The sequence below is a fragment of the Rhizobium sp. BK312 genome, assembly GCF_014193605.1.
GTDB lineage: Bacteria > Pseudomonadota > Alphaproteobacteria > Rhizobiales > Rhizobiaceae > Rhizobium.
Genome location: NZ_JACHZP010000004.1, coordinates 521,992 through 535,506, shown reverse-complemented (window position 1 = coordinate 535,506; position 13,515 = coordinate 521,992). Strand labels below are relative to the sequence as shown.

Below are 13,515 nucleotides of genomic sequence, written 5' to 3'. Positions count from 1 at the left end.
CGGGCCGCGCCGTCAATCGAGGGGCGGCCCGTTTTCGTGGCTGCAATCAGGGCGTAGCGTCGCTGACGAAGTCCGCAAACGTGTGCTCGATTGCCTCCGCGCTTGCACCGGACGCGACGAGGGCTGCCAGCAAAATTCTCGCCTGCCCCGGGCGTAGCGTCGAGGAATGGATTGCACCGGCCGCAGCAAGATCATGTCCGCCCCCGCCGCCACCATAGCTGGAAACGAGCAATCCATCCGGTACGCGGCTGGAAACCACGACAGGTACGCCGACTTCGGCACACCGCCTGACGGCTTCGACCAGACGCGGATTGGCATTGCCGGAACCGAGGGCAGCCAGAACGATGCCATGGGCGTCGGCCCTGAGGCTCGCATCCACATACACGGAGTCACAGCCAGGGTAGATTGCAACGACATCAATCCGCACGTTATCAAGTGCCGCCGCAAGGCGCGGGCTTGGCGGATTTTCGAGCGGCCGCGATTGTCGAAAAGCGTCGGCAACATCGGAAGAGTGCTTATAAAGCCCCCAAGCCGGCAGCAGGCGGCCGCCGAAACAGACGAGCACGCCGCGGCCCGCATTGGCCGGATCGACGGCTGCGGCAACGGCCGCGGCGAGATTGCCAGGCCCGTCTGCCGTGGGATGATCAGCGGTAAATTGCGCACCGGTAAACACGACGGGCTTAATCAAGCCATGCTGCAGATGGACAAGCAGCGCCGTCTCTTCCATGGCGTCCGTACCATGCAAAATGACGATGCCGCTGATGGCATCATCGGCGAGCAGTTCGCCGACCTTGTCGCTGATCTCCTGCATGTCGGCGAGCGTCAGGCTCGCCGAATCCTTCGCCATCAGCTCGATGGGTCTGAGATCGACAGGCATGTTGGGAAGAAGCGCCAGCAGGCTTTCACCCGTCAACGACGGTATGCTGGCGCCGCTATCGGTGCGCTCGCTTGCAATGGTGCCGCCGGTGGCAATGACTGCCACCAGCGGATTGACTTGCCCTGCCGTCACGACTGGCCCCGCTCGGCCGCCAACCGATAGATGCGGTCACGCAACAGATACCAGCCGATGACAAGAGCCGGTGCGATCAGGATGAGGGACGCAATCGTCCACGTGCCGACGGGATAGTCGAGCGCCATCAGCACCAGTACCGCGAAGAGGAAAACGAGCGTCAGGATACCGGTGTAGGGCGCGCCGAACATGCGGAAATCCGGGCGGGCCATCTCGCCGCGCTGCGACAACTTCCAGAGCTTCAGTTGGCACAATACGATCACGCCCCAGGCGGAGATGATACCGAGCGCCGAGATATTGAGGGCAATCTCGAAAGCGGCCGACGGCACGACGGCGTTCAACGCCACGCCGATGACGGTCACGACAGCCGTCACGGCGATACCGACATAGGGCACACCGGCCTTGTTCATCTTGGCGAGCGCTGCCGGTGCCGAGCCCGAAACCGCCATCGAATGCAAGATGCGACCCGTCGAATAAAGGCCGGCATTGAGCGAGGACAGAACGGCCGTCAGCACGACGAGGTTCATGATGATATCGGCACCTTGGATACCGATCGTCCCGAAGAAGGTGACGAACGGGCTCTCACCCGCCTTGTAGGCCGTGTAGGGCAGAAGCAGCGACAGAAGCAGGACCGAGCCGACATAGAAGACCAACAGACGAGCGACTACCGTGCGGATCGCACCCGGCATCACCTTGCGCGGATCTTCGGTTTCGCCGGCGGTCGTGCCGATCAGTTCGATCGATGCATAGGCAAAGACCACGCCCTGTATGATGACGAAGGCCGGCAAGATGCCATTGGGGAAGAAACCACCGCTATCGCTGATGATGCTGAAACCAGCCGAATGACCGGCAATCGGCGTGCCTGACACGACGAAATAGATGCCAATGACGAGGAAGCTGACCAGCGCCAGAACCTTGATCAGGCTGAACCAGAATTCGAGCTCGCCGAAGACCTTCACCGACAGAAGGTTCATGGCCAGCACCACCATCAGCGCGATCAGCGCGAAGACCCACTGGTCGATACCGGCCAGCCAGGGCACGTAGTGCTTGAAGAAATTCATGTAGAGGGCGACGGCCGTCACATCGGCAACCGATGTCATGGCCCAGTTCAGCCAGTACATCCAACCGACGGCAAAGGCCATCTTCTCGCCGTAGAACTCGCGGGCGTAAGAAACGAAGGAGCCGGAGCTCGGGCGGTGCATGATCAGTTCGCCAAGCGCGCGCAACACGAGAAAGGCAAAGAAACCGCAGAGCGCATAGACGAAGATGAGAGCCGGACCTGCCGCGGCGAGGCGTCCGCCTGCGCCAAGGAAAAGACCGGTGCCAATCGCGCCGCCAATGGCGATCATCTGGATCTGCCGCGGCTTCAAGGCCTTGTGATAGCCAAGGTCCTCATTGACCGGCGGCCGGCGATCCGCCGGAATATTCTGAATTGGTTCGACTGACATTGCTCCTCCCTCGAGCCGTTTGTCCATGAGCGGATCCGGGGTGCTGATGTTGCACCCAACCGGATCCATTGCCTTAATCTGGCCGTCGATCGAGCTTAACGATCGCCGGTCATGCTGTAATGCTGTATGACAGATTTCCTCTTAGACACAGAAATAACGGCGGGTCAAGCCAACGACACTTATTGACGCGGCAGGAGCCAAGGGATAACAGATTTCTAAATCTGTCATACAGCTTGACAGATTTAGCTTGATTTCCATGTAGGAGGATAATGTGGTCAAGACGCGAAGCGAGTATGACCTGCTGGGCGAGAAGGATATTCCCGCCGAGGTTTATTGGGGGGTGCACACGGCAAGAGCCGTGGAGAATTTCCAGGTGACGGGAACACCAATCGGCCGCTATGCGCATCTCATCCGAGGCTTGGCCTTCGTCAAGGAAGCAGCGGCTCTTGCCAATCACGAGCTGGGCTTGCTGAGCGAAGACAAGCTCGATGCAATCGTGCGCGCTTGCCGCGAAATCCGCGCCGGCGAGCTTCACGACCAGTTCGTCGTCGACGTGATTCAAGGCGGCGCCGGCACTTCCACCAACATGAACGCCAATGAGGTCGTCGCCAACCGCGCGCTCGAATTGCTCGGCCATGCCAAAGGCGACTATGCTCACCTTCACCCGAACGATCACGTCAATCTAAGCCAATCCACCAACGACGCCTATCCGACAGCCGTCAACGTCGCGCTCATCGAAGCGATCGACAATCTCGCGGCGGCAATGGAAACGCTGCAGGAGGCCTTCGAACGCAAGGCCAAGGAATTCGACCGCATTCTAAAGATCGGCCGCACGCAGCTGCAGGACGCCGTGCCGATGACGCTTGGTCAGGAATTCAGGACCTTTGCCGTGATGCTCGGGGAAGATCGATCTCGCCTGATCGAATCGGCCGCTCTCCTGCATGAGGTCAATCTCGGCGCTACTGCCATCGGCACCGGCCTCAATGCGCCCGTTGGCTATGCCGCCCTTGCCTGCACTCATCTCGCCCGGCTGACGGGCCGCCCGCTGGTTACCGCAAGCGACCTCATCGAAGCAACGCAAGACCCCGGCGCCTTCGTCCACCTCTCCGGCGTGCTGAAGCGCGTCGCGGTCAAGCTGTCGAAGACTTGCAACGATCTGCGCCTGCTTTCTTCCGGCCCTCGCGCCGGCATCGGCGAGATCACGCTGCCGGCGATGCAGGCCGGTTCGAGCATCATGCCCGGCAAGGTCAATCCTGTAATCCCGGAAATGGTCAACCAGGTGGCCTTCTCCGTCATCGGCAACGACATCACCGTGACGATGGCAGCGGAAGCAGGGCAGCTGCAACTCAATGCCTTCGAGCCGATTATCGTGCGTTCGCTGTCGGAAAGCATCATGCATCTGACCGCGGCCTGCCATATCCTCGCCGAACGCTGCATCGATGGCATCACGGCCAATCCGGCTCTCATGGCGCAGCGCCTGCAGGAATCGATCGGCCTTGCGACGGCACTCAATCCGTTGATCGGCTACCAGGCAGCGACCAAAGTTGCGCGCGAGGCGCTGGCAACCGGACGCACAGTGCCGGAAATCGTGCTGGACCATGGATATCTAACCGCGGAAGAACTCTTCGAGGCGTTGCGGCCGGAGCGCCTCGCCAACTTGCCCGCTGGTCTCAACGAAGCGGCTAATCCTGACCGATAATCGTGGTCACCACGCGCTTAACCTGACCGAGATGGGCCTCCATCGCCGCGATGGCCTCCTCCTCCGATGCCGCCGCAATCGCCTCGACGATGCGGCGGTGCTCGACATTCGAGGCCTCGCGGCGCTGGGCCATCATGTTGACGAGCTCCGACTGGCGCATCAGTGCATCGCGGGCGTCGGAAACGATCTTGGAAAAGACGGCGTTTCCGGAAGCTTCGGCAATCATCGAATGGAATTCCGAGTCCAGAGTTACCCACTTCAAAGGGTCTTCTTCCCGGTCCATCTCATGGCAAAGTTCGAGCAGGCGCGCCAACTGCTGCCCCGTGCGCCGTAGCGCCGCCCAACCTGCGGCCGGGACCTCGATGAACGGACGCGCCTCGATCAGGTCGCGGGCGGAATAACCGCCATAATGGAGTTCCGGACCAGGAGTGGAGGTCAAAACATAGGTGCCGCTGCCCGTGCGCGTCTGGGTGAGGCCGAGCGTCTGAAGCGAACGGAGTGCTTCGCGGACGATCGGACGGCTGACACCATAGTGCACGGCAAGCTGCGACTCGGCGGGCAGCCGTGTCCCGACCACCAACCGTCCCGATGTTATCGCCGAACGAATATCCTCAAACACTGCCTCGGCAGCGTTTTTCCGACTGATCGGACTTGTATCAGATAACCAATCAGCCACCTCACTCATGACAGTCAAACTTCACAAACATTCCGCGCTTGTCAAGGATCGGCTCACGAAATGGCGCTTGCACGCGGGGCCTCAACACAATTCGAAAAGCCGACTTTATGTTGATAACGCCATCGGCAACAACTTGCACTTGATACCGCCTTCGCCGGCGATATAAAGAAATCCCTATTCCTTTATGTGGAACGTCATCGTGCCCTTACCCCTCTTCGCTTTGTTTCTGGCCGCCTTTGCTTTCGGCACGACCGAGTTCGTCATCGCGGGCATTCTTCCGGACGTGGCGCAGGGTCTTGATGTCTCGATCCCTTTTGCCGGCTATCTGGTATCGGGTTACGCACTGGGAATCGCACTCGGCGGACCACTCCTGACCATGGCGACACGACAGGTTTCGCGCCGGACCATTCTGATCGCTCTGACGATCGCCTTTTGCCTGGGCCAGATCGCCTGTGCGCTTGCGCCCGATTTCGCCGCCATGCTCCTCTTCCGCGTCGCGACCGCAATTGCTCACGGCGCCTATTTCGGGATTGCCATGGTGGTCGCGGTCGGCCTCGTCCCACCGGCATTTCGAGGACGTGCGGTTTCCGTGATCCTTGCAGGGCTGACGGTCTCCAATATTGTCGGCGTTCCTCTTGGCGCGGCCATCGGTGGACTTTGGGGATGGCGGACGACGTTTTGGGCAATGACCTTGGTCGGTGTGGTCGCGTTGGCCGCGATATGGGTCTTGATCCCGCAGACGAAGGCAGAAACTCAGCAATCCGGCCATTTGAGCGGAGAAGTGCGTGTTCTCGGCCGTCAGCAGGTCTGGACATCTCTCATCATGATGCTCGCTTTGATGATCGGCCAGATGGTGCCGTTCACCTACATAACGCCGCTGCTGCGTGAAGTGACCGGCCTGGATGCCATGCTTATTCCCTGGGTCCTCCTGCTCAATGGCGTCGGGGCGACATTGGGGGTTGTGATCGGCGGCAGGCTGTCGGACTGGAAGCTGATGCCCTCGCTTATCGCGATGCTCGCTATCCAGTCTGCGATACTCGTCGTCCTTTATCTGGTCAGCCCCTACCCCTTGCCGATAAGTGTGGCGATCTTCGTTTGGGGCGCGCTTAATTTTGCCATCGGCACCCCTATCCAGGCTCGCATCCTGATGTGGACCGCCGATGCACCAGGCCTTGCTTCCTCGCTCATTCCGTCGGGGTTCAATATCGGGATCGCGATCGCAGCAAGCGTCGGCGCCGCACTGCTCGAGAGCGGATATGGCTATCGCAGTTTGCCGGTGCTCGGCGCCATCACGCTTGCCTTGGCCTGCGTGGTTGCCATCCTCTCCGCAGCCAACGAAAGGCGCAGTGGCGCCGTTCCTCCAAACGCCGCTCTCACGTAATTTCTATTGGAAGGCCGCGGCCCTTAACACCGGCCGCCGGCACACAAGTCAGGCGATGAGCCCTTTCATCGGCAGGACGTGATCGGAGCCCGGGAAGACATCGCGCGTCAATAGCGCCGGTGACGCGCCAAGTAGATCGACCGCGATACCCTTGACCACAGCGCGCAGATCCGTCGTGGCGGCAAGATCGCGGCCATCACGCAATTGCGCCTGCTTGAGACCGGGCCAATCGGCGATGATCCGGCCACCCTTGATCGCGCCGCCGGCGAGGAAGGCGGCCGTTCCAGTGCCGTGGTCGGTGCCCTGTGTACCGTTGACCTGCGCCGTGCGACCGAATTCGGTTGCAACAAGAATAGCGGTATCTTTCCAAGCCGGACCAAGCTCCTGCTGGAAGGCGGCAAAGGAATTGTCGAGCCCGACGAGCAGTTTGTTCAGCCGATCGACCTCTCCGGCATGGGTATCCCATCCTTCGAAGGCCAGTGCCGCAACGCGAGGACCATCGTCCTGGGCCAAAAGACGCGCGGCCCCTCTCGCCATCTGTTCCATGCCTGTGGGATCGCCGGGCCCTCCCTTCGCCTTGACATCGAGGCCGGCAGCGATCTTGCCGGTCGAAATGCCCTCAGTGAGGATTTTCGCAAAGAGCGGGTCGGTGTGGTTGTAGAGATCCATCAGCCGCGGCGGCAGATCGTCACTCACCGGCTGGAGGGTCGATGGCGACCAGCCGAGTACCGGCGCCTTGCCGCGAATGACAAGCGGTGCATTGGCACCGACCGAGAGGCCTCGGATCTCCGAAGCTCCCGGTGAAACCTTGTCGCCCTTCGGAAGGCCCTCCAGCATCCGGTTCAGCCATCCGGATTCGACGCGGCCGGGCATTTCGTAACCGGACTCCAGTACGTCCTGACCGTCGAAATGGGACCGATCGCGATAGGGCGTCGCACTGGCATGCACGACGGCCGCCTGCCCAGCGCGATAGAGCCTGTTGAAATTTGGCATCGACGGATGCAGCGCAAAGAAGCTGTCGAGCGGTAACGCCGCCTCGGGGCCGCTCGTCGTCATGGCGATCGCCTGCCGCAAAGCCTGGTAATCGGGATCGCCAACGGGCGGGACGGCGGTCAGACCATCAAGCGCCCCACGCAGGATAATAGTGATAAAACGCGGATCGCGTCCGCCGGCGGCATGGGCGAAGCGCGGGATGAACGCCCAGGCAAACAAGGCGCCGGAAGCGCCAAGTACGGCACGACGGGTGGGGGTCATGAGTTCGCAGGTCATGGTCAGCGCCTTTGAAATTCGGGAGAAAGATAAGCGATCGTCAGGCCCTGCTTGCGGGTTTCCGCACGCGATACCGCCTGCAGCGTTTCATTCGAAAGAAGCGGCCCCAGGCTGGCGGATACGAAACTGCGGGGATCGACCTGAGGTGGCACCGCACTCGCGATCATGTTGGCGACATCCATGCGCATGCTGAGGCCTTCGCTCGAGGCCCAGACATCGGCGGTGTCGGCAAAGCCGTTAGGACCGGCCGGCGCCCAGAAGGGTTGACCCATCGCGGTCAACGCGCCGAGGATGACATTCGGCTTCGGCGTCTCGCCGCTTGCCCGCAAAAGCGCGGTCATGAATTCGAGCGGCGAGCGAACTTTCGACAGGGTCGGGTTCCATGCATCTTCGGAGCCGACGAGCGCCCGGTAGACGGCCGAAAGATCACCATCCGTCTTGCTGAAGGTCGCCGCGACGGTTTGCACAAGTCCTGGCGGCGGTGTATCGGCGACGAAATGCCGGACGAGCTTGGTGGCGATATGCTGTGCCGTTGCCGGATGGCGGGCAAGATCGCGCAGCGCCTCCCGCCCCTGCCCCACGCCGTTGTCGGCATAGGTGAGACCGAGCAGCGTCTGGTCGCCAGGCTCGTGCGCGCCGGCATTGAAGACGAAGGTACCGGGCGTTCCGAGTTTGCCCTCGGCGCGGGCCACCGTCCAGCCGGTGATGATCCTGGCAAGCGTCGTCACATCCGTCTGCGTGTAGCCGCCATTGACGCCGAGCGTGTGGAGCTCCAACGTTTCGCGGGCGAGATTCTCGTTCAAGCCGCGCTTTTTATTGGCATTGGCTTTCGAGTTCGGCCCGATCGATTGCTGGTTGTCGAGATAGGCAAGCATGGCCGGGTGGGTCTCGACGGCGAATAGCATATCAGCGAAACGACCGAAGACGTGCGGCCGGATCGCCTCCCGTTCGAAGGCGCCGGCAACGATATGAACTTCCTCGCTCTTCGAGACGGCGACCGCGAAATGGTTTGCCCAGAACATGGCAAGCCGCTCGCCAAAACCGATCAATGGCTGCCGGATAGTGCCGTTGAAGCGGGCATCCACTTCCGCCAACAGGACCTGCTGTGGAAGGTAAGGCATTGCGGGCTTTTCCAGCTTGTCGACCGCCTTGCCGATGGCAGCCGCCATGGCCTGGTTATTAGGCTGAGCCTGATTGTTCGGCTGCCCTGCTGTAGCGCCGGAAGGCTGTAGTGGCGGCTTCTGCGGCTGCTGCGGCCCCTGCATCAGTTTGTCTTGCGGTGCGGCGGCGGCCGCGACCGCCGCCTGCTGTCTGGCCTGCTTGCGCTGTTCCTGGAATGCGTAGAGAGAAACGAGAAGATCGGCTGTGGATTGCAGCTGCGGCCCGACTGGAACCGGGACGAAGCGCTCGGTGATTTCTTCCAACAACGCGCCGCGCGGATCCGATGCAATCGACGTGGTGCCGTTGTGGTCAACCCCTAGCCCAAAGCGGGAAAGAGCGAGCGCTGCATAAACATCATTGGACTGCTGGGCCATGGACTTGCCAACTCCTGCATCAAACATGCTCCTTTAACGCAGGCTTGGTTTCGATCCGTCGCTCGGAAAGTATGATCATTTTGTGGCAGCGGCTTTGGGCATGCTGCGGCGGACCAGGCTTTCCGCCAGCGCCCGACGCTCGTCGTAGGAAAGCCCTGCCGCAAAATCGACCGCACGCTGCTCCAGCTTCGCCCTCAAGGTGATATCAGCATCGCGCGCCCTCGCCAGCGCGGCCGAGAGCGCCTCTTTATCCAACGTCGGCTGCCCAAGAATGGAGGCGGCGTCGACCTTGGCCTGCTGTGCCTCGAGAATGATCTGACGTTCGTCCTTGCGTGCCTCGTTGAGCGCCGCACGCAGAGCCTTCCTCTGCGCCGAAGGCAATTGCTCGCCGGCTAGCGGCATCATTCCGGCCCGCGCCTGCGTCTTACGTATCCAGGTCAGCCCACCACCGGCCAATGCTCCGACCAGGAACGTATTCAGCACCAAAAGAAAAATGACCACTATTCGAAAGCTGCGTTCCGTCATTGGCTGTCCTGCTGTGCTGTACCCGCGTCCGGTCCGATATCGCCGAACATGGTCGCAGTTCCATCTGAGACGATCGAGGTATCGGATGTCAGGCTCGGAACCAAGACGGCGATTGCAATGCTGCCGGCAAGCGCGCCGGCGATGCCGACCCCCACAAGGCCGATCCCGGCCGAACCGAAGCGGAACCAGTTTCGTATCGTCAGGCGCCGCGCGAGCTTTGCGAGGATTCGCTCTTCCAGGCCGGTGTGACGGGGTCTTACGACGTAGGTGTCGAGCAGCGCATCCAGATCGGCGGCGCGCGCAAGTGTTTGCACGGCGGCGGTACCCTTGGCAAAATCCCGCGCGGCTGCGCGCTCGGCCTGCGGCCATCGGCCGATATCACTGCCATAGGCCGCAGTCAGTGCTTCAAACCGCTCGGCATTCATCGGACCCGCGATATTTTCAACCATCGCCCTCATCCTTCAACAAAAGCCCCTGCAAGGAGCGCCTTCCACGCGCAAGCAGGCTTTCCAGTGCATCGACACTGACATCCATGACCTCAGCCGCCTCGACATTCGACAGCACCTGATAATAAACCAGAATGATCGCCTCGCGCTGCCGGGGCGCAATCATCTGCAAGGCCCGTTCGACGCGTCTCGACGGATCATCCTCGCTCATCAAGTCCGCATCCGGCGCCGGCCCTTCATATTCGATGTCAGGCGGATGTTCGGCAAGAACGTCCTTGCGGCGGCGCAGGCGATCATAGCAAAGGTTGATCGCCACACGATGCACCCAGGTGCTGAAACGCGCGTTGCGCTGGCGCCAGCCGCCGGCATTTCGCCAGATGCGCAAAAATGTCTCCTGCGCCACATCTTCGGCCTCGGCCGCATCGCCAAGCATGCGGGTCGCGACGGCGACGATGCGCGGCAATTGCCGCGCGACCATCATGCGCATCGCCGAAACATCGCCTGCAGCGATTCGGCCAAGTAGATCCTCATCCTGGTCGCCACTCTTGGGCGCGCGATCCCACTTCATCGACAATCGCCACCGCTCCAGTTCACTGCGATAGTTGCATGGCACCTCGGCCTCGGCCTTATAGCCGGCAAACAGTGCCACTTGGATCGCAGCATCTCGGTCAGCGTATCATCCTTCGACATCAAACGCGGGTTCACGAGAATTGAACGCGGCGCTTATGCAAATCCGTCGCTCTTATGCCAGGAATTTTCGAATTCTCTTTCCACGCTGAAAGACGATTTGCGCTCGAACTATTGTCAGCTTGCAAGAAGACAGACGAAAGCTCAAGCTAGGTCGGAGCCGCAGCAGATTGCTTGTCGACCGGTCCCGCCAGTTCGACCAAAGCCATGGCGGTCAGACCCGCCGCATGACGGCGGGATCAAGACTTCGATGATCGATATGAGCTGACCGATCTGCGAACGCCGCAGGCTAAATGCATCATAGGTTTCAACTTGAACGCGGCATCGCTTCCGGAACAAGCGGGCCGGGGATCGCCCGGCCAATATATTTCGCCATCATGGCTATATCAGCATTTGCACTTTCCGATTTTCACTTCACAACATGGGGAAATTGCTCACGGAAACTTGCGCGTGGCTTATAGCGCTTGACAGGATATATTCTGTTACGATTTGCTTGCTCAATTTTTGAGGATAGATAAATACCTCCACTCCGTTGAGCATCGCTGGTATATGGGCTCCAGCACTGAACGGTATGATGGAAGAAGAATATCAATAAGAGGGGCGCAGCTTGAACATCGGTTTCTGTGGAGAGGTGAATGAGGCGAACTAAGGAGGAGGCGGCAGAAACGAGGAATGAGATTTTGCAATCCGCAAAAGCTCTGTTTCTCGACAAGGGCTACGAGAATGTCAGCCTGGAAGAGATAGCCGTAGCCGCCGGTGTCACGCGGGGGGCAGTGCATTGGCATTTCAAGAACAAGCAAGGGCTGATGTTTGCGATCCGCGACGAGGCCCAGCAGCCGTTCAAGGATCTGGCGGAGCGGATGTCGAAGGAACTGCCGCCCAACCCGCTCGATCTCATCGCCGATACCATAGCCGCGATATTTGACGATATTCACAGCGACCCGCGCAAGCGCAGCATGCTGAAAGTTATGATGCATCTCGACATGGCGTTTTGCGACGGCACCACGAGCCGTGCGAGTTCGTTTCGGCACGACATGCACGAAAATTTCGAACGCATATTCACCCTTATGGATGAAAAGACGAAACTTCCGGCTCCCTGGACGCCGGATACTGCCTCTTCCGCATTGACAGCGGTCATCGGCGGCCTGATCACCGAATGGACCCTCGACCGAGGCAGTTTCGAACTGGTCCCGTGTGGACAGATGTTCATAAAGATGGTGCTGAAGACCTGGTTCCCGCTAGCACAGACGCAGGAACTGGCGATTGCCGCGATGATACCGGAAAAAGCCTAGAACGGTTTTCCCTTCGGAATTGAAGAGAACCAACGACGACGGTTTGAAGCTTCTGCCGGGAGCTGAACCGATTTCCCAAAGCTGGAAATAAAAAAGGATCCGGAGGGAAAGCCAGATCCTTTGCTTTGATCGGAGGTCAACCGATCGATGAAAGAAGCCTGGCGGATTGGAACGTCAGGCTTCTCTTACCCGGCATTGAGCCGGGTAATTCAATATTAGAAGCTACGCTCGAAGCGCAGGATACCAGCCCACTGATCCTGGTTCACAGAATCGAAGTTGGTGTAGGAGACTTCCGGCTCGATGAGCAGGTTCTTGACCGGGTTCCACTTGACGTTCGTGGTTGCGGCAAAGATCTTCGAGTCGGTATAGGCGAGCTGCAGGTTCCACTTCAGCTTTTCGTTGATCGGAACGCCAACGCCGCCCCAAACAGCCCAGTCACCCCAGCCGCACTTCGATGCATCGTTAACCGGGCAAGCCGAACGATCGAGGTTGGTGCCGGCATACTTGTTCAGCTTGTCGCCGTCGGTGTTCCAGCCGCCCATCAAGAAGGCCGAGAAGGTACCGAAGTCAGCATCGACACGAGCCTTGATGGCGCCTTCTTCGACGATCGAGTCGTAACCGCCAACGACCTTGAAGCCCCATGCGCCGGACTTGAAGCCAGCACCGGCAACGACGTCAGGAGCGTAGTGGTTGCCCTTGTCGTCAGACCACCAGCTGGAGCCATAGGAAGCGCCCGAGCCGCTGGAGTTCGAGTCTTCAACCGAGATCACAGCCGTGAAGCCGTTGCCGGCGTCGTAGTTGTAGGTCAACTGGTTGAGTTCGTACGGACCGTCATAGATCACGTCGTCGTTGATGACGTCGCCGGCATAACCGATGTAGGAGTTGTACTGGGAGTCAGCCTTACCAACGAGGAAACCGCCGAGGCTGATGTTCGCGAACAGCAGCTTCGTGGAGGTGGAGTTGCCGTCATTCCAATCCCAACGGATGACCGTGTTGGTCTTCAGCGGGCCGTATTCGGTGTCGGTTGCCGTGTCGACGCTCAGCTCCGCACGGGTGTGCCACAGCGTACCGTTATGGCTGTTCGGGTTGTAGGCATCGTACCACTCGCCTTCGGTACGGACGCGGCCGCCGATCTTGAGGCAGGTTTCGGTGCCTGGAATGAAGAAGTAGCCAGCGCCGTATGCGTCGCAGATGCGAACGTATTCCAGCGGCTCGGGCTCAGCAGCGACGATCGCGTCAGCCGCATGGGCGCCAGAAACTGCTGCCAGCGCAGCAGCGGAGCCGAGAAGAAGGCTCTTGATGTTCATTTTAAACTCCTGGTTGCAATATGCATTCCAATTTACCGCGAGTACAAAGCTGGAACACCACCCTGAGGATTACGTCGGTTTAAACGCAACCGGGCAGTCCGGCAGATACGCACCTGATGTCGGCTTGAGTCCCCTCTAACCTCCATAATTCACCCCGCGGCAAAGGTTTTGAAATGCCTCTACCGATCCGGCCGATCGCTCGTCCGTAAGACAGTTATGTCCTATATTTGGTTTACAAACA

The 13,515-nt window shown here is 60.0% G+C and carries 12 protein-coding genes; 3 read left to right on the top strand and 9 right to left on the bottom strand.

Translation table 11 applies throughout. The annotated features are described in order from the left end of the window. Positions 1 to 46: 46 nt before the first annotated feature. A complete protein-coding gene (locus tag FHT85_RS14735) occupies positions 47 to 1,009 on the bottom strand; it encodes an asparaginase domain-containing protein (protein ID WP_112411126.1) in 963 nt (320 codons plus the stop codon). Then, positions 1,006 to 2,457, bottom strand: a complete 1,452-nt coding sequence (locus FHT85_RS14730; RefSeq protein ID WP_112401286.1) for an amino acid permease — start codon at positions 2,455 to 2,457, stop codon at positions 1,006 to 1,008. Before FHT85_RS14730 ends, FHT85_RS14735 begins: the two co-directional genes overlap by 4 nt. A 271-nt stretch (positions 2,458 to 2,728) precedes the next feature. Here FHT85_RS14730 and aspA point away from each other — a divergent pair, with 271 nt between their 5' ends. Next, positions 2,729 to 4,156, top strand: a complete 1,428-nt coding sequence (gene aspA, locus FHT85_RS14725; RefSeq protein WP_112411127.1) for an aspartate ammonia-lyase — start codon at positions 2,729 to 2,731, stop codon at positions 4,154 to 4,156. On the opposite strand, the gene FHT85_RS14720 is transcribed toward aspA, so the two are convergent. Beyond that, positions 4,140 to 4,841 carry a FadR/GntR family transcriptional regulator gene (locus tag FHT85_RS14720; protein WP_112411128.1) on the bottom strand — a complete coding sequence of 234 codons (702 nt, stop codon included), beginning with the start codon at positions 4,839 to 4,841 and terminating at the stop codon, positions 4,140 to 4,142. The two genes, aspA and FHT85_RS14720, sit on opposite strands and share 17 nt — an antisense overlap. A gap of 190 nt (positions 4,842 to 5,031) precedes the next feature. On the opposite strand from FHT85_RS14720, the gene FHT85_RS14715 reads away from it, so the two are divergent. Next, positions 5,032 to 6,213 (top strand): MFS transporter, encoded by a 1,182-nt coding sequence (locus FHT85_RS14715; protein WP_312861345.1) that lies wholly within the window; start codon positions 5,032 to 5,034, stop codon positions 6,211 to 6,213. A gap of 48 nt (positions 6,214 to 6,261) precedes the next feature. Here FHT85_RS14715 and FHT85_RS14710 read toward each other — a convergent pair whose 3' ends face one another. From FHT85_RS14710 to FHT85_RS14690, 5 genes are all read right to left on the bottom strand, one after another. Then, positions 6,262 to 7,482 (bottom strand): DUF1501 domain-containing protein, encoded by a 1,221-nt coding sequence (locus FHT85_RS14710; protein WP_112411130.1) that lies wholly within the window; start codon positions 7,480 to 7,482, stop codon positions 6,262 to 6,264. Positions 7,483 to 7,484: 2 nt separating this feature from the next. Next, complete coding sequence (locus tag FHT85_RS14705; protein ID WP_183774164.1) at positions 7,485 to 9,017, bottom strand: DUF1800 family protein; 1,533 nt, start codon at positions 9,015 to 9,017, stop codon at positions 7,485 to 7,487. Between the two features lie 75 nt (positions 9,018 to 9,092). Beyond that, positions 9,093 to 9,542 (bottom strand): periplasmic heavy metal sensor, encoded by a 450-nt coding sequence (locus tag FHT85_RS14700; protein WP_112411132.1) that lies wholly within the window; start codon positions 9,540 to 9,542, stop codon positions 9,093 to 9,095. Further along, positions 9,539 to 9,991: a hypothetical protein gene (locus FHT85_RS14695; RefSeq protein WP_112411133.1), complete on the bottom strand. Its 453-nt coding sequence runs from the start codon at positions 9,989 to 9,991 to the stop codon at positions 9,539 to 9,541. The genes FHT85_RS14700 and FHT85_RS14695 overlap by 4 nt, the downstream gene beginning before the upstream one ends. Continuing rightward, on the bottom strand, positions 9,984 to 10,556 hold the full coding sequence (locus tag FHT85_RS14690; RefSeq protein WP_112411134.1) for an RNA polymerase sigma factor: 573 nt from the start codon (positions 10,554 to 10,556) through the stop codon (positions 9,984 to 9,986). Before FHT85_RS14690 ends, FHT85_RS14695 begins: the two co-directional genes overlap by 8 nt. 754 nt (positions 10,557 to 11,310) lie before the next feature. On the opposite strand from FHT85_RS14690, the gene FHT85_RS14685 reads away from it, so the two are divergent. Next, a complete protein-coding gene (locus FHT85_RS14685; protein ID WP_015342718.1) occupies positions 11,311 to 11,967 on the top strand; it encodes a TetR family transcriptional regulator in 657 nt (218 codons plus the stop codon). Between the two features lie 215 nt (positions 11,968 to 12,182). On the opposite strand, the gene FHT85_RS14680 is transcribed toward FHT85_RS14685, so the two are convergent. Further along, positions 12,183 to 13,274 (bottom strand): porin, encoded by a 1,092-nt coding sequence (locus tag FHT85_RS14680; protein WP_132717958.1) that lies wholly within the window; start codon positions 13,272 to 13,274, stop codon positions 12,183 to 12,185. Between the last annotated feature and the right edge of the window lie 241 nt (positions 13,275 to 13,515).